Source organism: Neorhizobium galegae, assembly GCF_017877055.1.
In the GTDB taxonomy this organism is placed as follows: domain Bacteria; phylum Pseudomonadota; class Alphaproteobacteria; order Rhizobiales; family Rhizobiaceae; genus Neorhizobium; species Neorhizobium galegae_D.
Map to the genome: position 1 here is coordinate 1237039 of NZ_JAGIPG010000002.1, position 20703 is coordinate 1257741.

18 protein-coding genes are annotated in these 20703 nt (G+C 62.4%); 8 read left to right on the forward strand and 10 right to left on the reverse strand.

Features of this window, described 5'->3' with window-relative positions; genetic code table 11:
- Positions 1-66: 66 nt before the first annotated feature.
- Genes J2857_RS16455 through J2857_RS16465 form a run of 3 tightly spaced genes read left to right on the forward strand, consistent with a single transcriptional unit; the run spans position 67 to position 5228 of the window.
- Positions 67-825, forward strand: coding sequence for a response regulator transcription factor (locus J2857_RS16455; protein ID WP_281068622.1), 759 nt, complete (start codon positions 67-69; stop codon positions 823-825).
- 27 nt (positions 826-852) lie between these two features.
- Entirely contained in the window at positions 853-2244 is a 1392-nt protein-coding gene (locus tag J2857_RS16460; RefSeq protein ID WP_210011706.1) for a sensor histidine kinase, read from the forward strand.
- 32 nt (positions 2245-2276) lie between these two features.
- A complete protein-coding gene (locus J2857_RS16465; RefSeq protein WP_210011169.1) occupies positions 2277-5228 on the forward strand; it encodes a bifunctional [glutamine synthetase] adenylyltransferase/[glutamine synthetase]-adenylyl-L-tyrosine phosphorylase in 2952 nt (983 codons plus the stop codon).
- Positions 5229-5265: 37 nt separating this feature from the next.
- Here J2857_RS16465 and J2857_RS16470 read toward each other — a convergent pair whose 3' ends face one another.
- The 3 genes from J2857_RS16470 to J2857_RS16480 form a co-directional block, all read right to left on the reverse strand.
- Positions 5266-7608 (reverse strand): PAS domain-containing sensor histidine kinase, encoded by a 2343-nt coding sequence (locus J2857_RS16470; RefSeq protein ID WP_210011707.1) that lies wholly within the window; start codon positions 7606-7608, stop codon positions 5266-5268.
- 139 nt (positions 7609-7747) lie between these two features.
- Positions 7748-8077 carry a carboxymuconolactone decarboxylase family protein gene (locus tag J2857_RS16475; RefSeq protein WP_210011170.1) on the reverse strand — a complete coding sequence of 110 codons (330 nt, stop codon included), beginning with the start codon at positions 8075-8077 and terminating at the stop codon, positions 7748-7750.
- 110 nt (positions 8078-8187) lie between these two features.
- On the reverse strand, positions 8188-9387 hold the full coding sequence (locus J2857_RS16480) for an MFS transporter (protein ID WP_210011171.1): 1200 nt from the start codon (positions 9385-9387) through the stop codon (positions 8188-8190).
- A gap of 121 nt (positions 9388-9508) precedes the next feature.
- On the opposite strand from J2857_RS16480, the gene J2857_RS16485 reads away from it, so the two are divergent.
- Positions 9509-10060: a TetR/AcrR family transcriptional regulator C-terminal ligand-binding domain-containing protein gene (locus J2857_RS16485; protein ID WP_210011172.1), complete on the forward strand. Its 552-nt coding sequence runs from the start codon at positions 9509-9511 to the stop codon at positions 10058-10060.
- 14 nt (positions 10061-10074) lie between these two features.
- Here J2857_RS16485 and J2857_RS16490 read toward each other — a convergent pair whose 3' ends face one another.
- Positions 10075-10539 carry a winged helix-turn-helix transcriptional regulator gene (locus J2857_RS16490; protein ID WP_210011173.1) on the reverse strand — a complete coding sequence of 155 codons (465 nt, stop codon included), beginning with the start codon at positions 10537-10539 and terminating at the stop codon, positions 10075-10077.
- Between the two features lie 126 nt (positions 10540-10665).
- On the opposite strand from J2857_RS16490, the gene J2857_RS16495 reads away from it, so the two are divergent.
- Entirely contained in the window at positions 10666-11385 is a 720-nt protein-coding gene (locus J2857_RS16495; protein WP_210011174.1) for a hypothetical protein, read from the forward strand.
- 15 nt (positions 11386-11400) lie between these two features.
- Here the strand turns inward: J2857_RS16495 and pepN are convergent, their stop codons facing one another.
- The gene (pepN, locus tag J2857_RS16500) at positions 11401-14049 is read right to left on the reverse strand and encodes an aminopeptidase N (protein ID WP_210011175.1); all 2649 of its coding nucleotides are present in this window, start codon (positions 14047-14049) and stop codon (positions 11401-11403) included.
- A gap of 326 nt (positions 14050-14375) precedes the next feature.
- On the opposite strand from pepN, the gene J2857_RS16505 reads away from it, so the two are divergent.
- Complete coding sequence (locus J2857_RS16505; RefSeq protein WP_210011176.1) at positions 14376-15314, forward strand: DMT family transporter; 939 nt, start codon at positions 14376-14378, stop codon at positions 15312-15314.
- A 10-nt stretch (positions 15315-15324) separates the two neighbouring features.
- Here the strand turns inward: J2857_RS16505 and J2857_RS16510 are convergent, their stop codons facing one another.
- The 4 genes from J2857_RS16510 to J2857_RS16525 form a co-directional block, all read right to left on the reverse strand.
- Positions 15325-15477: a hypothetical protein gene (locus J2857_RS16510; protein ID WP_210011177.1), complete on the reverse strand. Its 153-nt coding sequence runs from the start codon at positions 15475-15477 to the stop codon at positions 15325-15327.
- Between the two features lie 26 nt (positions 15478-15503).
- Complete coding sequence (locus J2857_RS16515) at positions 15504-15695, reverse strand: hypothetical protein (RefSeq protein WP_210011178.1); 192 nt, start codon at positions 15693-15695, stop codon at positions 15504-15506.
- A gap of 176 nt (positions 15696-15871) precedes the next feature.
- The gene (locus J2857_RS16520; RefSeq protein ID WP_210011179.1) at positions 15872-16762 is read right to left on the reverse strand and encodes a uracil-DNA glycosylase; all 891 of its coding nucleotides are present in this window, start codon (positions 16760-16762) and stop codon (positions 15872-15874) included.
- A 195-nt stretch (positions 16763-16957) separates the two neighbouring features.
- Positions 16958-18250, reverse strand: a complete 1293-nt coding sequence (locus J2857_RS16525; protein ID WP_210011180.1) for an Hsp70 family protein — start codon at positions 18248-18250, stop codon at positions 16958-16960.
- A gap of 260 nt (positions 18251-18510) precedes the next feature.
- Here J2857_RS16525 and J2857_RS16530 point away from each other — a divergent pair, with 260 nt between their 5' ends.
- On the forward strand, positions 18511-18834 hold the full coding sequence (locus tag J2857_RS16530; protein ID WP_210011181.1) for a hypothetical protein: 324 nt from the start codon (positions 18511-18513) through the stop codon (positions 18832-18834).
- A gap of 3 nt (positions 18835-18837) precedes the next feature.
- Here J2857_RS16530 and J2857_RS16535 read toward each other — a convergent pair whose 3' ends face one another.
- On the reverse strand, positions 18838-19725 hold the full coding sequence (locus J2857_RS16535; protein ID WP_210011182.1) for a LysR family transcriptional regulator: 888 nt from the start codon (positions 19723-19725) through the stop codon (positions 18838-18840).
- Between the two features lie 104 nt (positions 19726-19829).
- Between J2857_RS16535 and blaOXA the strand changes: the two genes are divergently transcribed.
- The gene (blaOXA, locus tag J2857_RS16540) at positions 19830-20654 is read left to right on the forward strand and encodes a class D beta-lactamase (protein ID WP_210011183.1); all 825 of its coding nucleotides are present in this window, start codon (positions 19830-19832) and stop codon (positions 20652-20654) included.
- Positions 20655-20703: the final 49 nt, after the last annotated feature.

Below are 20703 nucleotides of genomic sequence, written 5' to 3' on the forward strand. Positions count from 1 at the left end.
TAGGTCGCAAGATCAGGGGCGCCGCCGGCAACGGTCGGCGCCTTTCTTCTTTCCACGGAGCGAGCGATGGAAACGGATACCCGATATTCAGCCGGCACGGCAGATTCCCATAGTGCAAAGACGGGCTCGGACGCTATTGTTCCACACATGAAGATTCTGGTGATAGAAGACGACCTGGAGGCGGCAGCCTACATGACCAAGGCCTTTCGCGAGGCCGGGATCGTGGTCGACCATGCAAGCGACGGCGAGAGCGGTCTGTTCATGGGGACCGAAAATTCCTACGACGTGATGGTCATCGACCGCATGCTGCCGCGCCGGGACGGGCTTTCCGTCATCAGCGAGTTGAGGAAGCGCGGCATCAACGCCCCGGTGCTGATCCTTTCGGCGCTCGGCCAGGTCGACGACCGGGTGACCGGCTTGCGCGCCGGCGGCGACGATTATCTGCCGAAGCCCTATGCCTTTTCCGAGCTTCTGGCCCGCGTCGAAGTACTCGGCCGCCGCAAGGGCACGCCGGAACAGGACATGGTCTACCGGGTCGGTGACCTGGAGCTCGACCGGCTGTCCCACGAGGTGAAGCGGGCCGGCAAGGAAGTGCTGCTGCAGCCGCGTGAATTCCGCCTGCTCGAATATCTAATGAAGAATGCCGGCCAGGTGGTGACCCGCACCATGCTGCTCGAAAACGTCTGGGATTATCATTTCGATCCCCAGACCAATGTCATCGACGTGCATGTCTCGCGGCTGAGATCGAAGATCGAGAAGGATTTCGAAAAGCCTCTGCTGAAAACCATCCGCGGCGCCGGTTACATGATCAAGGACGAGGGGTAAGCCGAGTTGCTGGCACGTGCCCGCCTGATGTTCCGTTCGACGGCGGTGCGGCTGTCGGCGCTCTATATCCTGCTCTTCGCCTTGTGTGCGGCCTTCCTGGTCATCTACGTGACGGCGATGTCCGAACGGCTGCTGGCGCAGCAGACGCGCCAGTCGCTGCAGGAGGAAGTGCAGGAGATACAGCGCGCCTATGAACGCGGCGGCGTCAGCCTGCTCTTGCGCATGATGGAGCGGCGAGCCCGCCAGCCGGGCGCCAATCTCTATGTGATTGCCGGCCCTAACGGCGAGATGCTCGCCGGCAACGTCGCCGCGGTCCAGCCCGGCGTGCTCGACGAGCAGGGCTGGACGGACATTCCCTTCACCTACGAACCCTATACGGAAGTGGACCGCCGCGGCCGGCATCTGGCGACCGCCAACGTCATCCGCTTGGACAACGGTCTGCGGCTGCTGGTCGGCCGCGATCTCGGCGATCCGAGCCGGTTCCGCGGCATCGTGCGCCGGGCACTGATGGTGGCATTGGCCATCATGGGCGTCGGAGCGCTGGTGATCTGGTTCGGCATTGGCCGCAATGCGTTGAAACGCATCGACCGCATGTCGGCGGCGAGCCAGAAGATCATGGCGGGCGACCTTTCGCAGCGCCTGCCGGTCGGCAAGTCCGGCGACGAATTCGACCGGCTGTCGGATTCGCTGAACGCCATGCTCGGACGCATCGAGAAGCTGAACGAGGGTCTGCGCCAGGTTTCCGACAACATCGCCCACGACCTGAAGACGCCACTGACGAGATTGCGCAACAAGGCGGCCGATGCGCTGGGCGAGGATCGTGCGGATGTGCGCCGCGCAGCCCTCGAAGGCATCATCGCCGAATCTGACCAGCTTATCCGCACCTTCAACGCGCTGCTGATGATCTCCCGCGTCGAGGCGGGTTCGATCGCCGCGGAAATGTCCGATGTCGATCTGTCGGCGATCTCCGCCGACAGTGCAGAACTTTATGAGCCGGCGGCGGAGGAGGCTGGTCTGTCGCTCACCACCGAGCTCGAACCGGGTCTGGTCGTCAACGGCAACCGGGAGCTCATCGGCCAGGCGATCTTCAATCTCCTCGACAATGCGATCAAATATGCTTCCGAAGGAAGCCAGAACCCCAGGATCGGGGTGAAGCTCGCCAGGAGCGACGGTACGCTGAGGCTTTCCGTCTGCGACAACGGCCCCGGCATTCCGGCCAACAAGCGCGGCGAGGTGACCAAGCGGTTCTTTCGCCTCGACGAAAGCCGCTCCAAGCCCGGCACCGGCCTCGGCCTGTCGCTGGTCGAGGCGGTGATGGAACTGCATGGCGGCTCACTGGAACTCTCCGCCACCGACGAAACGAACACTGCAGCGCCCGGCCTGACGGTCACCATGGTCTTTCCCGTGCCGAAGCCCTAAGTTTCGCCAGGGAAGAATCACGGGAGGTGCCAGTGTCGGAGACCGGAAATCGGCTCGATACGGTGAAGGCGGAGGTGATCCGCCCGCTGAACCAGACGGAAACCAAGGCGGCGATGGCAGCCTTGAAGGATATCGGCAAGTCCGAGCCTTCGGTCGCGGAACTGATCGGCACGGATAGCGCGCTCAAGGATTTCATCGTCGCCGCTTTCACTCTCTCGCCTTATCTGCGCGACACGGCTGTCATCTCGCCAAAACTTCTGTCGACTGCGATCACCGAACCGTTGGAGCCGACGCTCAACCGCCTGGTCGATACGGCGCGGCGGGCCTGGCGGATGCAGGACGGCAAGGCGCCATCCGAAAACGAGGTGATGACCGCGTTGCGTGCCGGCAAGAGTGCCCTGAGCTTCCTCGTCGCGCTTGCCGATCTCGCCCGTATCTTCTCCGCCAGGGACACGACGCGCTGGCTGAGCCTGTTTGCCGAAGCGTCCGTCGCGGCAGCGATCGATCACCTTCTGATCGCCGGTCACGAGAGCGGTAAACTGAAGCTCGCCGACCTCGAAGACCCGAGCAACGGCGCAGGCCTCATCGTGCTCGGAATGGGCAAGCTCGGCGGCCGCGAGCTCAACTATTCCTCCGACATCGATATCGTCGTCTTCTTCGACCCTGAAGCGGGCATCCTTGCCGATCCGCTCGACGGGTCGGAAGTCTACGGAAGGATGATGCGGCGCCTGATCCGCATCCTGCAGGAACGCACGGCGGACGGCTATGTGTTCCGCACCGACCTGCGCCTGCGTCCGGATCCCGGTTCGACGCCGCTCGCCGTCTCGCTCGATGCCGCGCTGATCTACTACGAGGGCAGGGGGCAGAACTGGGAGCGGGCAGCCTTCATCAAGGCGCGGCCGATCGCAGGGGATATTGCCGCTGGCGAAAATTTCATGCGGCTGCTGACCCCCTTCGTGTTTCGCAAATATCTCGACTATGCGGCGATCGCCGACATCCACTCGATCAAGCGACAGATCCATGTCCACAAGGGGCACGGCGCGATTGCCGTGAAGGGCCATGACGTCAAGCTCGGCCGTGGGGGCATCCGCGAGATCGAGTTCTTCGCCCAGACCCAGCAACTGATCGCCGGCGGCCGCATGTCGCCCCTGCGGGCTCGCGAAACGGAGGTGGCGCTCAAAGCGCTTGCCGAGGCGCGGTGGATCACGCCTGACATCGCCGCCGAATTGACTGATGCCTACTGGTTCCTGCGCGATGTCGAACACCGCATCCAGATGGTCCACGACGAACAGACCCACAACCTGCCGGAAACCGAGCCCGAACTGAAGCGTATCGCCTTCATGCTCGGTTTTACGGATACCGCCAGCTTTTCCGCAAGGCTGGAATCTGTGCTGAAGGTTGTCGAAAAACGTTATGCCCGGCTGTTCGAACAGGAGGCGAAACTGTCCGGCGGCGACGGCAATCTCGTCTTCACCGGCCAGCAGGACGATCCGGGCACGCTGAAGACGCTCGCCTCGCTCGGCTTCGAGCGGCCGGCCGATATTTCCCGCGTCATCCGGACCTGGCATTACGGCCGCTACCGGGCGACCCAATCGGCCGAGGCGCGCGAGCGGCTGACCGAGCTGATGCCGGCGCTGTTGATGGCGTTCGGAGAGAGCAAGCGCGCCGATGAGGCGCTGCTGCGGTTCGACAGTTTCCTGAGGGGCCTGCCGGCCGGCATCCAGCTCTTCTCGCTGATCGGCAACAATCCGCCGCTGCTGGCGCTGATCGTCACGATCATGTCGTCTGCGCCGCGGCTTGCCGATATCATCGCCTCCAAGCCGCATGTCTTCGACGGCATGCTGGATCCCGGCCTGATGGCCGAACTGCCGACCCGAGACTATCTCTCCTGGCGCCTGGCCGCATTCCTCACCGCCGGCCGGCACTACGAGGAGAAGCTCGACCGGCTGCGCATCTTTGCCGCCGAGCAGCGTTTCCTGATCGGTATCCGGCTGCTGACGGGGGCGATCTCGGGTGCTCAGGCGGCACGGGCCTTCACCCATCTCGCCGACCTCCTGATCGACGCGGCCCTGAAGGCGGTGACGGCGGAGATCCGCAGCGCCCATGGCCTTTATCCGGGCGGTCGCGTCGCCGTCATGGGCATGGGCAAGCTCGGCAGTTTCGAGCTGACCGCCGGGTCCGACGTCGATCTCATCCTTCTTTACGATTACGATAGCGAGGCGATGGAAAGCGAGGGCGACAAGCCGATCGATTCCAGCCGTTATTTCACCCGTCTGACGCAGCGACTGGTCGCAGCGCTTTCGGCGCCGATGGCCGAGGGTGTGATCTTCGAGGTCGATCTGCGCTTGAGGCCGTCGGGCAACAAGGGGCCGGTCGCCACCCGTATCAACGCATTCGGCAAATACCAGCGCCAGGAAGCCTGGACCTGGGAACACATGGCGCTCACCCGCGCCCGGCTGATCTGCGGCGAGGAAAGCCTTGTCGACGAGGCGAAAGGCCTGATCCGCGAAGTGCTGTCGACCAAGCCGGATATCGCCAAGATCGCCAACGACGTCGCCGAGATGCGCGAGCTGATCGAGAAGGAAAAGCCGCCGCGCGACATCTGGGATTTCAAGCTGATCCCCGGCGGCCTGATCGATATCGAGTTCATCGCCCAGTATCTGCGGCTGATAGCGCCAGCCAGGGACGTGACGCTCGATACCTATGGTTTCAGCACGGAAGAGGCCCTGAAGGCGCTCGGCGAGAAGCTGATGAAGCCGGATGACCTCGATACCTGCGTCGAAGCGCTACGGCTGTTCACCGAGCTTTCGCAGATCGTCCGGCTCTGCGTCGATGGACCGTTCGATCCGGCTGACGCGCCCGCAGGCCTAGTCGAGCGCGTCTGCCGGGCAGGGGATTGCCCGGATATCCGCACGCTGGAGGGCGAGGTGAAGCGGCTCTCGAAGGCGGTGCGGGCGGTGTTCGGAGCGGTCGTTAAGAAGTGATGGGCGTCTCCGCCCTCATCCGGTTTCGCGGTCGACCTCAGGCCACCCGCTTGCGACCGACCAGCATCGGCTGGTCAGGGATAAGCAGGGAGACGACCGTGCCTTCGCCGACCCGTGAACGGATCCGCATCTTGCCGCCGTGCAGGCCGATCAGCGAGCGGGAAATGGCAAGGCCCAGTCCCGAGCCGCCCTTGCTCTTGGCATACTGGCTCTGCACCTGCTCGAACGGCTGGCCGATCTTGTTGAGCGCTTCCATCGGAATGCCGATGCCGGTATCCGCGATCGTCAGCAGCACCCCTTTTTCCATCTTGCGGGCACGCAGTTCGATCCTGCCGCCGTGGTTGGTGAACTTGACCGCGTTGGAGAGGATGTTGAGCATCACCTGCTTCAATGCGCGGCGGTCGGCCACCATGTGGAGGCTGTCGCACAGGCGCTGATGAATGGCGATCTGCTTATCCTGGGCAGAGATCGAGGTGAGGCGCAGGCTTTCTTCGATCAGCGGCTTCAGGTCGACTGCCTCGCACTGGATGCGCATGTGGCCGGCCTCGATCTTCGACATGTCGAGGATGTCGTTGATGACGTTGAGCAGATGTTTGCCGCTGTCGTGGATGTCCTTGGAATATTCCGAATATTTCGGCGAGCCGAGCGGTCCGAACATGCCGTTGGCGAGGATTTCCGAGAAGCCGAGGATCGCGTTGAGCGGTGTCCTGAGTTCATGCGACATGTTGGCGAGGAATTCCGACTTGGCCTTGTTGGCGGCCTCGGCACGTTCCTTTTCCGCCTGATAATTGGCGTTGGCGACCGAAAGCTCGGACTTCTGGCGTTCCAGCTTCTTCTGCGAGGAAGAAAGGTCGCCGATCGTCGCCATCAGGCGGCGCTCGCTGTCGCGCAGCCGTTCCTGGTGGCGCTTCAGCAGCGTGATGTCTGTGCCGACCGAGACCAGGCCGCCGTCGCGGGTGCGGCGCTCGTTGATCTGCAGCCAGCGCTCATCGGCGAGCTGCACTTCCGTGGTGCGCGAAAGTCCGCTGCCGTCCGGATCGGCGACGCGGCGCTCGATGACCGGCCGCGCGGCGGCGGCGTTGACGGCGTGACGCTCGGTGCCGGGCACCAGCACGCTGTCGGGCAGGCCGTAAGCCTGCTGGAAGTGGGTGTTGCACATGACAAGGCGGTCGTTCTTGTCCCACAGCACGAAGGCTTCCGACGTGCATTCGATCGCGTCCGCGAGACGCTGGTCAGCCTCGGCGTAACGCTGGGCGAGGCGATGTTGCTCCGTGACGTCCATGGCGATGCCGATGACATGGGTGCGGCCTTGGCTGGTCTTCACCAGTTGGGCGCGGGCGCGCATCCAGACGTAATGGCCGGCCGCATGGCGCATGCGAAAAACCTGGTCAACCTGCTTGGCATTGCCGCGGCTGATGGCGCGGGCGAGCGCGTAGATATTGCCGTCTGTCGGGTGCATCATCCGTGCGGCATCGGTAAACGAGATGACGTTGCCGGCAGGCGGCAGGCCGAGCATCTCGTACATCGAACCCGACCAGAACAGGCGCCGGTTGCTGACATCGAAGTCCCACAGCCCGCAACGCCCGCGCGACAGCGCCGTCTCGATGCGCAGATTGGATTCGACGAAGGTTTCGTCGGCCTCGCGGGCGCGTTTCACCTGCATGTAATAGGCGTAGAGGATGACCAGCAGGATCGCCGAAATGCCGGTGAAGAGCGTGACGTTGAGGGACACGTCGTGACGCCAGGCAAGATTGACGCTCTCCAGCGAATAGGCTGCCACGATCAGCGCACCTTCGCTGCCGACCATCTCGATGGCCGCATAATGCGGAATTTCGCCGAAATAGGTCTCGATCACGCCGCTCTCGTCGCCGACCCGCCTGAGTGCTGCGGTTTCCGGCAAGACGGAGGTCAGGCGCCTGCCGATATAGCTGGCGGCCTGGTTGGTCCCGCCGAAGATCCGGCCGGTTTCGTCCACGAACAGGAAGAAGGCGTCCGCCTCCAGGCGTTCCTGCGGCAGAAAGGTACCAAGGCGTTTTTCCGCGGCGGCGCGGTCTCGACCGATGAGTGCGGTCGCGTCGCCGGAGAAGGCAGCACTCGCCGTGGCGGCCATCAGCGCCGTCGCCTGCCGGGCGGCATCTTCCATCCGCGTGTATTCGGAGACGATGCCGAGAATGCGCGACGCAGCGACGACGGTCAGGAACGCGATGATAAGAAGAGGGATCGAACGCTTGAGGACGAGCTCCACGCGGGGCAGTTGCCGCGCGAGGGGCTTGACGGAGAGCCGCGCCTCGTCGGGGATCACCCGCCGCAAACTTCCAAGGCTCGGAAATTTAAGACGCAAGCGCCCCTCGGCCGCGGTTGCCCGCTGCACGTCCGACATGGTTTCCATTCTGTCCCTCATGGTGATTCGCCGCGCCGCTCGCGCGAACCTGACTCAATGAATCATTAGTGATTCTTCGTGTCCAGAGGCTTGCTAAGATTTTTTTAACGATTTGATTCGATTGGAAACCGGACCGGAATCATCGCGAGCCTGGTTCGTCATAGGCATCGAGTGCGACGGGAAGCGCCTGGATCACCGCGTTGCCAACCGCCGGCAAGCCGGCCAAGATCGCGCTGATGATTTCGTCGCGTGACGCACCAAGCGATCTTGCATGCGCAACGTGGAAGGGCAGGCCGCTTTCCATCCTGGCGGCAGCCAGGATGCCGATATAGACGAGCTCTTCGGTCTTGGCATCCAGCGCCGAGGCGGCCCCCAGTTTCTGCACCGCCTCGAGCCAGGCCGCCTGGTGGGCGGGTGCCTCCTTTATAAATAGCTGAAATGCATTGCTGACGCGGTTCATGTCGCTCATCCGGAAATCTCCCTGCTTGGAACTGGCGGGATACTAACATTGTCCCGCGGGCGCCCCCTGACATTGGTCAACGCCGAAACAGAACGCCCGCGCGGTGCGCGGACGCTTCGTCAGACGGCAGGGCTTTCGGCAAGGCTGGTGCGGGTGGCGGCGATCGATGTAATCGCCAGCGCGATGATCACCCCGCCATAGACATAGGCGGTATTGGAGAGGCCGAGTGACGGCGCGATCAGTCCGGCGGCAATAGCCGGGATCGAGAAGGCGAGGTAGCTCTCGACCAGGAAGGCTGCGAACAGACCGGCTCTTTCATGGCCCTCGGCTAGCGGCAGGACGATCTTCAGAATATTGGAAAAGATCGATCCGAACCCGAGACCGGCCACTGCCGTGCCGAGGAAGAGGAGCCAGACCGCCTGCAGGTGTACGCCTGAGAGCGTGATCAGGACACCGATCATCAGCGCGGTCGTGCCGGTGGAGAGAACCCGCTGCGGCGCCCATGCGTGAAACACGAAGACCGAGGCGGTGGCGCTCAGCATCAGCGTCGCGACGACCGTGCCGCCGACAAACGGCGACGTGATGCCTGTTGCAACCGCGACCAGCGTCGGCATCAGCGACAGATAAAAGCCCCCGAGCGCCCAGCCGGCGACATTGACCGGCGTGACCTTGAGAAGCGTTGCACGGGCCCGCTGCGGCACGCTGATATGCGGACGCATGGCGGCGAGCGCCCCTGGCCGGCCGGTGATGGTCTCCGGCATGAAGGCAAGCGCGATGATGCCGGCCACCGTCACGATGAAAAGAAGCGCATAGATGAGGTGGGTCGGCGCGGGTGCGAAGGCGACGAGCGTGCCGCCGGCAAGCGTACCGACCATCAGGCCGAGAAAGGCGGTGACGCTGTTGAGCGTCGGCCCTCTGCGCTTGTCGGTATCGAGGATCGTCGCGCCGAAGGTCGGGAAGGCGATGCCGGTGGCAAAACCCTGGACGATACGGCCGATCAGCAGCATCGCGCCCGATTCGGCCAGCATGAAGACGATCAGCGCCGCGGCGTTGAAGATCAGTGCCAGCAGGATCAGCGGGCGACGCCCGAGATAGTCCGAAAGCCCGCCGACCGTCAGAAGCGCTGCGAGCAGCGCGAAAGAGTAGGAACCGAAGATCAGGGTGATCATCGCCGGCGAGAGATGGAAGAGCTCCTGGTAGAGATGGTAGAGCGGCGTCGGCGCGCTGCTGGTCGCGGAGATCAGGACAGCGCCGAGGAAACTGTAGGCCGTCATCCGTAACGCGGAAGGCGAATGGGAGGCGGAAAGGATATTGCTCATGGCGTTTCACCTTAATGCAATTTTTTAGCGTTAGCCGCATATAGTTGCATTCCTGGATTAATGCAATATCTTTGCATTAAGAGATTTGATATTTCCGGCGACGCGCCGGCAAGGAGAACAAATGGCCAGGGAAATGGTGCGCCAGGGTGGGCGCAGTGCCCGCATACAGTCGGAAGTGCACCGCACGGTCCAGGATCTGCTGAAGACCATGGATCGCGGCGAGATCACGGTGCCGATGATTGCGGAAAAATCCGGCGTGACGCCGTCCACCATCTACCGTCGCTGGGGCGATCTGTCCGAACTCCTGGCGGATGTCGCGGTCGCGCGCATGCGACCGGTCGCCGATCCGGAAGATACCGGCGCGATGGAAAGCGACCTCGAAGCCTTCATTCTCCAATATGCGGAGGAAATGTCGTCCAAGGTCGGGCGTGCGATGCTCGCGGACGTCTTGGGCAGCATGGAGGGCGACGCGGCGGGCCGTTGCTGCCAGTTCACCTATGATCACCTGGAGACGTTGCGCGAGCGTGCCTTGGGCCGGGGCGAAGCCGCCTTCGACGTCAAGGAAGCGATCGACTTCGTCGTCGCACCGATCATCTACCACATCCTGTTCGGCGACCGCGAACTGAGCACAGACTACTGCCGTTCGCTCGTCTCCCGCTTTTTTGTGAAGTGATCCTGCCGACGCCTCTACGCATCCGCTGGCGACGGCCTGGATGCGAGGCGGAAATCACGGGGACCCAGAAGGCGTCCGTCGTCCGCCTTGACCTGCAGCGCCCTGATCGGCGCGCCGTCGATCCTGTCCACCATTTCGGTATCCAGTTCACCTAGATCGAAACAGTTTTCCTCTCCCCACTGCCACAGGGCGACAAGCACGGTATAGAGCTTCTCGCCCTTCGGCGTCAGCACGTAGCGAGGGCTCGACGGGGAATCGGGGTGGGCTTCAATGGTGAAGATCCCCTCCTGGACGAGCTTTTTCAGCCGCGCCGACAGGATGTTCTTGGCCAGGCCGAGATTCTTCTGGAACTCCCCGAAACGCTGATACCCGCGGAACGCGTCCCGGACGATCAGAAGCGTCCACCAGTCTCCGACGATCTGGAGACTGCGTGCAATGCCGCAATTGGCTCCTTCCAGATTGGTTTTCCTGCCCTTCATCCAATGTTCTCCGAGACATGACGACGACATTCAATCGAGGTTGCAAATTTAAGCCGAATGAGATTGTATGTCGACAGGTTTCAAAATTAAACCGAGGCCTGTCTGCTGTTGAAGGAGAAGACGGACATGAGTGATTTGCTGGAACTTGCCGTGGCGGCACATGGCGGTTGGGGTCGTTGGCGCGAGGTCAGGAAGCTGACGGCCCGGATTTCGGTCGCGGGAGCGATGTGGCATCTCAAGGGCTGGGCGGGCGTCCTGTCGGACGTCGCCGTTTCGATCGACCCGCATCGCCAGCATGCCGAGTTTTCGCCGTTCATCGAGCCGGGCCATCACAGCGAATACGAGCCTGCCCGCACGGCGATCCTTGGTGATCGGGGCGAGGTGCTCGAAGCGCGGGAGCAGCCGCGGCTGGCTTTCGAGGGGCATGTGATCCAGACCCCTTGGGACGTACAGCATCTCGCCTATTTTTCAGGATATGCGATGTGGACCTATCTGACGACGCCGTTCCTGTTCGGGCTTCCCCGTTTCATTGTCGAGGAAATAGAGCCCTGGGACGAACACGGGGAAACCTGGCGACGGTTGAAGGTGATCTTCCCGCAAGATGTCGCCAGCCATTCCACCGAGCAGATCTTTTATTTTGATGCAGCCGGCATCCTGCGCCGGCATGACTATAGCGTCGAGATCATGGGCGGGACGTCTAGCGCCAACTATGCGTCCGAACCCAGAACCTTCGGCGGCCTCGTCTTCCCCACCAGACGCCGCGTCTATTCCATCGGCCCGGACAACCGGCCCATCCTCGACCGGGTCGCGGTCGCCATCGACATCAACGGCATCGATGTAGAATAGCCCGGTCCCTCAGGTTCACCCCTTCAGCATCCGCTCGACGATGTCGCGCACGTCGGCCGAGAGTGTCGCCGCATGCTCGATGGTCGACAAAGCAGCGCGGGCATGGTCGGCACGCTGCGGCTCCAGCGACCGCCACGACCGCATCGAGGTCAGGATGCGGGCGGCGAGCTGCGGATTGCGTGGATCGATCGCCAGGATCTGCTCGGCGAGGAACCGGTAGCCTTCGCCATCGGCGCGGTTGAAGCCGGTCGGATTGCCGAAGGCGAACGTGCCGATCAGCGAGCGTACCCGGTTCGGATTGGTGGCGGTGAAGCGCGGGTTTTCCATCAGCGCCTTGACGCGGGCAAGCGCGCCCGCACCGGGAATGGTCGCCTGGGTCGAGAACCACTTGTCGATCACCAGAGCATTGCCGTCGAAGCGTGTCAGGAACGTGTCGAGCGCCTTTGCTGTTTCCGATGCATCCGGGAAGCGGTGCGCAAGCACCGCCAGCGCCTGGACGAGATCGGTCATGTTGTCGGCTGATGCGAAGGCTTCGGCTGCGCGGGCCGGCGTTCCTTCCGCATAGGTCAGATAGGAAAGTGCCGTGTTGTGCAGCGAGCGCATGCCAGCACTTGCCGCATCCGGCGTAAAGGCGCCTTTGACCTTCATATCTTCGAACAGACGTTGGAAGGTCTTGGTTCCGGCCTTGGCAATTTCCGAAAGAATGGCGTTGCGGCCCGCATGGATCGCATCCGGGTCGTTGTTGCCGCCGAGTTCGCGGGCAATGTCGGCCTCGCTCGGCAGCGTCAGTGCCTGGGCGCGGAAGGCCGGCTCCAGCGTCTCGTCTCCGGCGGCTTCCAGAAGTGCTGCAACGAAGGACGGATCGCAAGTGATCGCCTTGCCCTCACGGGCATCGCGCGCCGCCTGCATCAGGTTGGGCAGGGCAAGGTCGGTCAGCGCCTGCCAGCGGGCGAAGAGATCGCTGTCGTGGCGGGCGATATGGGCGAGATCGACCGGCGTCTGGTCGAGATGCAGGTTGATCGGCGCCGAGAACGACCGGTTGAGCGACAGCACCGGACGGGAGGAAATGCCCGAGAAGGTGAAGGTCTGGCGGCGCTCGGTCAGATGCAGCACGTCGCCGGTCACCTCGCCGCCTGCGACCTTGGTCGGCACTGCCGCCGAGCCGTTGTCGAGGATGAGCGCGAAGGAGAGCGGGATATGCATCGGCTCCTTGGCCGTCTGGCCAGGGGTCGCCGGGGTCATCTGCTCGAGCGACAGCTTGAACGTGCCGCTTGCCTGGTCGTAGTCGCTCGACACGGTGACGAGAGGCGTGCCGGCCTGGTGGTACCAGAGCGAGAACTGTGTCAGGTCGCGGCCGCTCGCATCCTCGAACGACTTGACGAAATCCTCGACCGTCGCGGCCTGCCCGTCATGGCGCTCGAAATAGAGGTCCATGCCCGCCTTGAAATAGTCGCGGCCGAGCAGCGTGGCGATCATGCGGGTGACTTCAGAACCCTTTTCATAGACGGTCGTCGTGTAGAAATTGTTGATCTCGCGGTATTTGGTCGGGCGGACCGGATGCGCGAGCGGACCTGCGTCTTCCGGGAACTGCTCCGATTTCAGATGCCGGACTTCGGCGATGCGCTTCACCGCGCGCGAACGCTGGTCGGCGGAAAACTCGTGGTCGCGATAGACCGTCAGGCCTTCCTTGAGGCAGAGCTGGAACCAGTCGCGACAGGTGATGCGGTTGCCGGTCCAGTTGTGGAAATATTCGTGGGCGATGATCGCCTCGATATTCGCGTAGTCCTGGTCGGTCGCGGTTTCCGGGTCGGCGAGCACGTATTTGTCGTTGAAGACGTTGAGGCCCTTGTTCTCCATGGCCCCCATGTTGAAGTCCGACACGGCGACGATCATGAAGATGTCGAGGTCGTATTCGCGGCCGAACCGCTCCTCGTCCCACTTCATCGAACGCTTCAGCGCGTCCATGGCATAGGCCGCGCGCGCCTCCTTGCCGTGCTCCACATAGATCTTCAGCGTGACTTCGCGCTCGGACATGGTGACGAACGTGTCCTCGACCACGCCGAGATCGCCGGCGACCAGCGCGAAGAGATAGCTCGGCTTCGGATGCGGGTCGAACCATGCGGCAAACGCGCGGCCCTCGTCATAACCCGCGCCGCCGAGGAAATTGCCGTTCGACAGCATGACCGGGTTGGCGGCCTTGTCACCGATGATGGTGATCGTATAGGGCGCCAGCACGTCCGGCCGGTCCGGGAAATAGGTGATGCGGCGGAAGCCTTCCGCCTCGCACTGGGTGCAGTAGACGCCGTTGGTCCGATAGAGGCCCATCAGCTGGGTGTTGGCTTCCGGATTGATGAAAGTGGTGACGGTGATTTCGAAGGGCTGTTCGGCCGGCAGGTCGCGGATCGTCAGGCTTTCCGGCGTCGCATCATACTGCGCCGCGGGCACTTCGTTCTGGTCGAGCAGCAGTCCGGACAGCGTAAGTTCGTCGCCATCCAGCACCAGCGGTGCAGACGGATCGACACCTTCGCGCCGGTGGAAGATCAGCCGCGCATCAACCTTCGTATTGGTAGGGTCGAGCTCGAAGGTCAGATCGACGCGTTCCAGGACGAAGTCGGTGGGGCGGTAATCTGCCAGATGAACGATCTGGCCCGTATCTGTTCGCATGTTGCTTCCTGAACCGGCTCTTCAAATTGGTATCGGGAGCTTCGCAGCATTCCCGGATTGGCACATACCCGTCGCCGCGCGGATAATTACACGCAATGCTAAACGATTGTTGAAACTCTGGCTAAAATAGAGCCTGATTTCATTCCGGTATATGTCGCGTAATCTTTCATTGGGTCACGGATATTGATCGACCTATCATCAGTTTTGATCCCCTTCACGGCACTTTTCCGTTACTTTGCCGTCAAACTGAATCTCCCCAGATCGTCTCCCCAAAACGTCCTGTCAGTGCGGACCGGATTTTCCGCCAAAATCCCCATGAGTTGTTGATGGCCGCCGATGCCCTGAATCCCCTGCGCGGGATCATGTTCAAAGTCACCTCCGTGGTGATCTTCGTGATGATGCAGACCTGTATCAAATCGGCAGGTCCTGATATCCCGGCGGGGCAGATCACCTTTTACCGTTCCGCCTTCGCGCTCGTGCCGATCATGGTCTATCTCGCCTTCCAGGGTGAGTTGCGCGGCGCTTTCCACACGAACAGCCTGACCGGCCATGTGAAACGGGGCTTCCTCGGCATTCTCTCCATGGTTTTCGGCTTTTACGGCCTGGTCCACCTGCCGATGCCGGATGCGATCGCGATCGGTTATTCCTCGCCGCTGCTGGCGGTCGTCTTTGCCGCGATCTTCCTGAAGGAGACAGTGCGCATCTACCGCTGGAGCGCGGTCATGGTCGGAATGGTCGGGGTGGTGATCATCTCCTGGCCGAAGCTCACCATGTTCGAACAGGGCGGCATGGGCTCGGAGCAGGCGCTGGGCGCCGCCTCCGTCATCCTCTCGGCGGTGCTGGCGGGCTTTGCGATGATCCAGACGCGCCAGCTCGTGCGCACCGAGAAGACGGCGACGATCGTGCTCTATTTCTCGCTTTCGGGCGCGCTGTTTTCTCTTGCCAGCCTGCCCTTCGGCTGGACGGCGCTGACGATGCCCGAGAAGCTTTTCCTGATCGGCTCGGGATTCTGCGGCGGCATCGGACAGATTTTGCTAACCGAAAGCTACCGCAACGCGGATGTCTCGACGGTCGCACCGTTCGAATACACCTCGATCCTTCTCGGGATCTGCATCGCTTATGTTCTGTTCGGGGATGTGCCGACGGCAACCATGCTGGTTGGGACGGCGATCACGGTATCGGCGGGGATTTTCATCATCTATCGCGAGCACCAGCTGGGGCTCGAGCGAAAGGCGGCCCGCAAAGCTTCGCCGCCCGGTGCGTGAAACGTTATGCTTAAAGCGGAATGGCCGCGGTGACCGGGTTGGCCGCTTCGGCGGAAGCGCGGACAGCACCGGCGCGGCTGAATTCGCGCGAGGCGTTCACGGCAGCGCCGATGTGAGAAAAGTTCTCACGCAGGGTGCGGATCGGGTGGAGGATGGCTGTCATGGCTGGTGCTTCCTTGGATCGCGCGATCAACGTTCGCGGAAATCGGCGAAGACCGAAGCCGGACGCGTGACGCCGACCGGACGCGCCATGGCGCGGGAGGTAAGCTGCTCGTTCGTTGCAGAGCCGAAATGGTGATAACCCTTCGTCGAGCGCGGCGACAGGCCTGCGATGCGAAGAGTCTCGAAACCCGAATGGATCGGGCGGAAGCGGGTCGTCATTGGCCTTGGTTCCTTAAACCTAGAATTCCTCCCAAGACACACCGCCCATATTGCAGCGCAACATCGATTCTGCAATGCAGCAAAACGCCGCGCTGCCATGCGTTGTTTGCATGGCATTCTTCATATTTCCGTAACTTTGGGTAAATTGTTGAGAAATCTGCCTGAAATGGCGGCAGTCAGTGCCCGGAAAACCGCATTTTGAACATCAAAAGGTCCTGCCACGCCAGCGCCTTGTTGGCGGGTGCGGCGAGCAGTTCCTGTGGATGCAGCGTGGCGATCGCCGACACAGCGATTCCGCCGAAGGAGAGGTCGCGCCATTCGCCGCGCATCGAATGGATCGTGCCATTGCCGCCGAAGAAGAAGCGGGCCGGAAAATTGCCGAGCAGCAGCAGCAGTTTCGGTTCGGCAAGTGCCACCTGGCGTTCCAGGAACGGCCGGCAGATATCCATCTCCGCCTGCGACGGCATGCGGTTGCCCGGCGGCCGCCAAGGGATGACATTGGTGAGCAGGACGCCGTCGCGGGAAAGACCGATCGCGCCGAGCATGCGGTCGAGCAATTGCCCCTGCCGCCCGGAAAAGGGAATGCCGTCGCGGTCGTCATCCGCATTCGGCATCGGGCCGATTACCATGATGCCGGATGCGGCACTGCCGCTGGCAAACACGGTATTGCGCGCACCGTTCTTCAGGTTGCAGCCGTTGAAGGCTTCGAGCGCGGTCTTGAGTTCGTCGAGCGACCGCGCGCTTTCGGCCGCGAATCGGGCCGAGGCGACCGCCTGTTCGTCCGGCACCGAGACCGGGGCGGAAGCGGGCGGCGGGGCTGAGGCCCGCGCGGTCGTCGCGGTGCGATTCGGCGCCGCCGTTCGGGGGGCAGGAGCCTGCTCGTTGTTTGCCGTTTGTTGACGCGCGGATGCGGGTGCCCTGGCCTCGGCCTGCGTCGCCTTCTGTGCCGCAAACTGCGCGAACCGATCGACAGGCTCGTCTTCGACAAGCCAATCCACGCCCGCATCCGCATAGAAATGCAGAAGGGCGGCGAGCTCGGGGGCGTCTAGGTCTTTCACGATGTCCATCACGTTCACACTACAGCATGTCGCGTGGACGAGGGAACCGGTTTCGGGCTCGAATGGGCGATGTCATGTGGACGGAGACCGTGCGGCGACACCTCCTCTGCCCTGCCGGGCATCTTCCCCTCAAGGGGGAGATCGGCTGGGGTTTTCGCCCATGCGGAATTCTGCAGATAGGGGCATGCGGCAGAAAGAACGACCTCACGCCGCCCATTGCGCGATATTGTCACTCTCACCGATGAGCGCCAGGCCATGGGCGATCGACAACAGTTCGCCGCCGGTCTCGATCTTGCCGGCATCGAATCGTTGCGTGAAGATCCGCCGCACGGCCGGCACGAAGGACGTGCCGCCGGTCAGGAACACCTTGTCGATCTCTCCAGGCGCCGTGCCGGTCTTTTCCAGCACCTCGTCGAGCGCGCCCTCGATGCGGCCGAGGTCTTCGCTGATCCAGCTTTCGAAATCCGTGCGCTTCACGATTTTGCGGCCCGCCTTGCCGAGCGGTGCGAAATTGAACTCGGCTTCCTCAGCTCCCGACAGCGCCATCTTGGTCGCCGAAATCGCCTGATAGAGCGGGTAACCCTCGTCATGATCGACGAGATCGATGAACAGTTCGAGCTTCTCCGGCTCCAGCGCCGAACGCACCAGCGATTTGAGGTCGGTGAACTCGCGGCTGGTCTTGAAGATCGAAAGCTGGTTCCAGCGGCCGAAATTGACGTAATAGCCGGCCGGCACGTCCAGCACCTTGTCGAAACTCTTGAACTTGCTGCCCTTGCCGATTTCCGGCGACACCAGGTTGTCGATCATCCGGTAGTCGAAATGGTCGCCGGCGACGCCGACGCCCGAATGGCCGATCGGGGTGGCGGTCAGCTTGCCCGCCTTGGTCTCGAAGCGGATCAGCGAATAGTCGGTCGTGCCGCCGCCGAAATCGGCGACGAGAACGGTGGCATCGCTCTTCAGCGTCTGGGCGAAATAATAGGCGGCCGCCACCGGCTCGTAGACATAGTGGATCTCGGGAAAGCCGAGCCGCGTCAGCGCCTCGTTGTAACGCTCGGTCGCAAGCTTGGCATCCGGATTGGCCCCGGCGAAATGCACCGGCCGTCCGGCGATCACCCGCGACACGTCGGTCGGCCAGTTGTCCTCCGCGTAGGCCTTCAGGCGTTTCAGGAAGATCTCCATCAGGTCCTCGAAGACATGCCGGCGGGCAAACACCAGCGTGCCCTGGAACAGCGCGCTTGCCGCAAACGTCTTGATCGACTGGAGAAAACGACAGTCGCCGGGATTGTCGATGAACTGGCGGATCGCCGCCTGTCCGGCCTCGACCTTCAGCGCCTGCGCCCCCATCACCGGATCCTTCATGAAGGAAAGCGCCGTGCGCATCGAATCGCTCACGCCGGCACTGCTGGTGAAGCGCATCGAATGCGTGGCGCTGCCACCATCCGCCAGTGCCATAACCGTATTCGTGGTGCCGAAATCAAGCCCGAGCGCCCGTGCCATCGCCGTGCTCCTTTTATCCATCGAAAGTCATTGAACCGAAGCCGCGACCATGTGCTGGCAGGGCTCCGAACGCGAAAGGGGCGCTGCTTGCGCCCGGAATTTTTGAGAGGGCGGGTGATCGCACAAGGCGGCCGGGATGGCAAGGGGAGGAGTGAGCGATGACCGAAATAGCAGGGTTCAGATCAACGTGCCTCCGGGGGATTGGATAGCAGAGTTGCGATTTGCGCGCTATCGTTGCTCATTCGACTATGGAGTGTTTAGTGGGCTACCGCGAAGATGAACGCGAAAGGGCACTACAAGACGTGCCACTTTTTATTCCGGACGCAGCGAGCTGGCCTGAAGGCGTGCGCGTCGTTGGAATCGAAGAGCTTAACAACCTTGGTATCGATCGAAGCGGCGTCCTTCATTGGAATGGCCGCGTCATTACCATCGAAAAGCGATTTACATTCTCGTTCTGGCAGAGGGTATCTGCTGTCGTAGTTACCGTGAGTGCGGGACTGGTTTCGCTGAGTACCATTATTCAGGGCTTTGCGAGCTACAACAGTTGGGCGTGTACAGTTGGATGGATTGCAGTTTGTCCTTAATTGTCAGTTCAGCTGCCTGCGCGTCTCCGCCGCCTGTTCCGCAAGCCAGTTGCGGAACATCTCCATGGCCGGCGTCACGGTGCGCGATTGGAGCCGCGTCAGCCAGTAGCTGCCCTTGGAAATGGTGAGCGGGAACGGCTGTTCGATCATGCCCGCGGCAAGCTGGCGGGAAAACATTAGGGGAGGGGCGAGCGCCACGCCGGCCCCTTGCATCGCCGCCTCGACCATCAGCACCGATGAGTCGAACACCAGCCCGCGAATCTGCGGCGGGGCGACCTGCGCTGCCTCGAACCAGCTTGGCCATTCGTCAGCGCGGTAGGAACGCAGCAACGTCTGGTGGGCGACGTCCTCCGGGGCTTTTAGCTGCCTTGCGATAGGCGGCACGCAGAGGACGGAAAGCGGCGTCTCGAACAGCGCTTCCGCCTCGATATCGTGCCAGGCGCCGTTGCCGAACTTGATCGTGTAGTCTAGCCCTTCGGCCGCGATATCGACGCGGTTGTTGTTGGTCGAGAGCCTCAGGTCGATGAACGGATATTTCTCCCGGAAGTCGACAAGCCGCGGCAGCAGCCAGCCGACCGCGAGTGTGCCGACCGCGCCGAGTTTCAGCACCTCGCGCACATGCCCGCCCTCGAACCGCTCCAGCATGTCCGCCATCCGGTCGAAACTGTCCTGCAGCGCCGGCAGCAGCGCCAACCCTTCCTCGGTGATCATCAGTCCGCGCGGCAGGCGCCGGAACAGGGTCACGCCGAGCCGCTGTTCGAGCAGCTTCACCTGGTGGCTGACGGCTGCCTGAGTGACGTTGAGCTCGATCGCCGCCCGGGTGAAGGAGAGGTGGCGCGCGGCCGCCTCGAAGGCGCGCAGCGCGTTCAGCGGCAAATATGGTCGAACCATGGCCATGCCCTAATTTGATTCATGCCTGCCCGCAGATATCATCGTTTGATTGGGGCTCGCAAGCCGACCTAGAAAGGCTGCGTCACTACACTTGGAGCACCTCGATGGCTTTCAGAAATTCTTTCCTTCTCGCATTTTCTCTTGGAATTACCGCGACTTTTCTCGATTGCACCTCCGCTGGTGCCGCCGATCCGATCCGCTGCACCGTGATCATCGACGAGGACAGCGGCGATGCGCTTTATCGCCAGGGCACCTGCGACCGGGGTTTTTATCCGCAATCAACCTTCAAACTGCCTTTGGCCATGATGGGCTATGATGCCGGCATCCTCACCGATGCCCAGAACCCGCGCTGGAAATACCAGGCCAAATTCAAGGGCCCGGAGCGGGTGCGCAAGGACGTCGATCCGCTGATCTGGGAAAAGGAATCGATCGTCTGGTATTCGCAGGAAATCACCCGCAAGCTCGGCAGCAAAGCCTTTGCGGATTACATCCAGCGCTTCGGCTACGGCAATCGCGACATTGCCGGCGGCCCCGGCAATACCGACGGCCTGACCGAATCCTGGCTGATGTCGTCGCTGAAGATTTCGCCGGATGAGCAGGTTCGGTTCCTCCGCAGGTTCCTGAACGGCGGCCTGCCGATCTCCGAACATGCGGTCGACATGACGCTGGCGATCGTGCCGCATTTCCAGGCCGGCGACGGCTGGGACATCCAGGGCAAGACCGGTTCCGGCTGGCTGCGCGACAAGGCCGGCAAGGTGGATTACGACCGCCCGCTCGGCTGGTTCGTCGGCTGGGCGACGAAGGACGAGCGACGCGTCATCTTCGCAAGGCTGCTGGTCGATACCAAGCGGTATCCGAACGAGCCGATCAGCTTCGTGGTGCGGGATGGGCTGATCAGGGATTTCCCGAAACTGGCAGAAAGTTTCTGAGTTTCCGGCCACCTGCCTGAAGCTGAAAGCGGCCGGGCGACCCCCAAGC

What these genes read in the sequence shown, in the direction of transcription:
- J2857_RS16455 (WP_281068622.1), top strand. Translation starts at nt 67, where the DNA reads ATGGAAACGGATACCCGATATTCAGCCGGCACGGCAGATTCCCATAGT.
- J2857_RS16460 (WP_210011706.1), top strand. Translation starts at nt 853, where the DNA reads ATGTTCCGTTCGACGGCGGTGCGGCTGTCGGCGCTCTATATCCTGCTC.
- J2857_RS16470 (WP_210011707.1), bottom strand. Translation starts at nt 7,608, where the DNA reads ATGTCGGACGTGCAGCGGGCAACCGCGGCCGAGGGGCGCTTGCGTCTT.
- J2857_RS16475 (WP_210011170.1), bottom strand. Translation starts at nt 8,077, where the DNA reads ATGAGCGACATGAACCGCGTCAGCAATGCATTTCAGCTATTTATAAAG.
- J2857_RS16480 (WP_210011171.1), bottom strand. Translation starts at nt 9,387, where the DNA reads ATGAGCAATATCCTTTCCGCCTCCCATTCGCCTTCCGCGTTACGGATG.
- J2857_RS16485 (WP_210011172.1), top strand. Translation starts at nt 9,509, where the DNA reads ATGGCCAGGGAAATGGTGCGCCAGGGTGGGCGCAGTGCCCGCATACAG.
- J2857_RS16490 (WP_210011173.1), bottom strand. Translation starts at nt 10,539, where the DNA reads ATGAAGGGCAGGAAAACCAATCTGGAAGGAGCCAATTGCGGCATTGCA.
- J2857_RS16495 (WP_210011174.1), top strand. Translation starts at nt 10,666, where the DNA reads ATGAGTGATTTGCTGGAACTTGCCGTGGCGGCACATGGCGGTTGGGGT.
- pepN (WP_210011175.1), bottom strand. Translation starts at nt 14,049, where the DNA reads ATGCGAACAGATACGGGCCAGATCGTTCATCTGGCAGATTACCGCCCC.
- J2857_RS16505 (WP_210011176.1), top strand. Translation starts at nt 14,376, where the DNA reads ATGGCCGCCGATGCCCTGAATCCCCTGCGCGGGATCATGTTCAAAGTC.
- J2857_RS16510 (WP_210011177.1), bottom strand. Translation starts at nt 15,477, where the DNA reads ATGACAGCCATCCTCCACCCGATCCGCACCCTGCGTGAGAACTTTTCT.
- J2857_RS16515 (WP_210011178.1), bottom strand. Translation starts at nt 15,695, where the DNA reads ATGACGACCCGCTTCCGCCCGATCCATTCGGGTTTCGAGACTCTTCGC.
- J2857_RS16520 (WP_210011179.1), bottom strand. Translation starts at nt 16,762, where the DNA reads ATGGACATCGTGAAAGACCTAGACGCCCCCGAGCTCGCCGCCCTTCTG.
- J2857_RS16525 (WP_210011180.1), bottom strand. Translation starts at nt 18,250, where the DNA reads ATGGCACGGGCGCTCGGGCTTGATTTCGGCACCACGAATACGGTTATG.
- J2857_RS16535 (WP_210011182.1), bottom strand. Translation starts at nt 19,725, where the DNA reads ATGGTTCGACCATATTTGCCGCTGAACGCGCTGCGCGCCTTCGAGGCG.
- blaOXA (WP_210011183.1), top strand. Translation starts at nt 19,830, where the DNA reads ATGGCTTTCAGAAATTCTTTCCTTCTCGCATTTTCTCTTGGAATTACC.